This window comes from Thermus sp. (assembly GCF_056332225.1).
The window spans coordinates 1-1842 of the sequence record NZ_JBWGQW010000112.1; the positions used below are offsets into that span (position 1 = coordinate 1).

Annotated in this window: 1 protein-coding gene and 1 pseudogene; one reads left to right on the forward strand and one right to left on the reverse strand. The window is 64.1% G+C overall.

Going from position 1 to position 1842, the window contains the following annotated elements; translation table 11 throughout:
- Positions 1–218: 218 nt before the first annotated feature.
- Positions 219–1489 (reverse strand): annotated as a pseudogene (locus tag AC01Y6_RS10295) (IS256 family transposase).
- A 135-nt stretch (positions 1490–1624) separates the two neighbouring features.
- Between AC01Y6_RS10295 and AC01Y6_RS10300 the strand changes: the two are divergent.
- The coding region (locus tag AC01Y6_RS10300; protein WP_476671423.1) for an EVE domain-containing protein at positions 1625–1842 on the forward strand (218 nt) is incomplete at its 3' end.

The window sequence follows — 1842 nt, forward strand, 5'->3', positions numbered from 1 at the left end:
TAGAAGGCTTCCTCCGCCGAGGCCGCGGAAGGGGGGGTCCCATCGGGCACCCAGTAAAACCAAAGCCCGTCCACCCAGCCCTCCAGGGCAAGGCGGTAATCCAGCTGGGTGTTCCCTTGCGTGCAGTAGGTGGGCTGGGTCTCCAAGCGCAGGATCCGGTAAGGGGAGCGCACCTCCACCGTCAGGGTACAGGCAGCAAGCAAGAGGCCGAGGTCGTGTCAAGAGTTATGTGTAAGAGTCTGTGTACGGGGGGCATACCGCTCCTGAAGCATCTTCTCCAGCACCTCCTTCACTTCGGCAAAGCCCTTAAGCCTCCTCTCCGCCCACCTCCCTTCCTGCCTCTCTGACTCCAAGTAGAGAAGCTTGTACACCGCCTCTTCTTTGGGGAACTTGTGATCCCGCACCTTCGTCCCACGCCTCACCTCACGGATAAACCGCTCCATCAGGTTGGTGCTCCGCAGGTACGGCCAAAGCACCTTGGGATACCCGTAGAAGCGTAGGAAGGCCCCGGAGTCTCCAAGGTGTTTCCCTACGGGAAAGCAACCACCCATAGCCTCACCACCCCCGGGTACCGCGAACCCCAGGCGGCCTTCACCTCCTCCAAGGCCCCAAGAGCTTCTTCCCGGCCCTCCGCCCCGTACACCCGCCTCAGGTCCTCCGCCAGCAGGCCCCGGTCCCGCGCCCGCACCTGGGACAGGCTCCACCGCACCCCGTGCACCACGCACCGCTGCCACTCCGCCTGAGGGTAGACCTTGCGGATAGCCTCGGGAAGCCCGGGCAACCCGTCGGTGATGAAGAGCAACACCCGCCGCAGACCCCGTTGCCAAAGCTCCCCCAAGACCCCCTCCCACCCCAGGGCGCTCTCCGTAGGCAACAGCCAGAACCCCAGGACCCGCCTCTCCCCATCAGGGGCGATCCCCAGGGCCACGTACACGCTTTCCCTTACGATCCCCTCTCCTTCCCTAAAGACCTTTAGGGAAAGCCCGTCCAGGTAGACGAAGGCCATCTCCTTGGGCAAAAGCCGGGTGCGGAAGGCTCCTGCCGCCTCCAGGACTTGGTCGGTCAGAGCGCTTAGGGTCTCGTGGGAGTAGCGGTGGCCTAAGAGCAGGCTCAATATCTCGGCCGCCTTGCGCTGGCTGACCCCGGCGGCGTAAGTCAGCCCCGAAGGGGCTACCTTGAGGGCTACCGCCACTTCCCCCACGTCCACCAGGCGGCGGGCGTAGGGCTTAAGGAAAGCCGGGTAATACCGAGATTCCCGATCCCTAGGGACCTTCAGGTCCACCTGGCCGAAGGCGGTCTCCAGCTTGCGGGGGTAGTAGCCGTTCCTGCGGCCCCCGTGTGCCTGCAAGAAGGCCGTCCGGTCCAGCTCCAGAACCGTCTGCAAAACCTCGGCCACCGTCTCCCGCACCGCTTCCCTCAGCACGATTCGCAAGGTATCCTGGTCCACGGGGCACCTCCTCGTTCCAAGGTGTGCCCCCCTATTAAACACGGACCCTTACACATAAATCCTTACACGACCGAGGCCGATTCCCCAAAGCCCCAAGGCGCGCATACTTCCAACCATAGCCTCTTCCAGGGCCCCGGCAAGTGGGAAGCGGGTAAACCTCCCTTTAGACTGCGAAGCATGGCCTACTGGCTCCTGAAGTCCGAACCCCAGGTGTACGGCATCGCAGACCTGGAGCGGGAAGGCCGGGCCATCTGGGACGGGGTGCGGAACTACCAGGCGCGAAACTACCTGATGCGGATGAGAGAGGGCGACCTCTGTTTCTTCTACCACTCCAGCGCCACCCCCCCGGGGATCGCCGGGCTCTGCCAGGTGGTGCGGACCCTCCTCCCCGACCC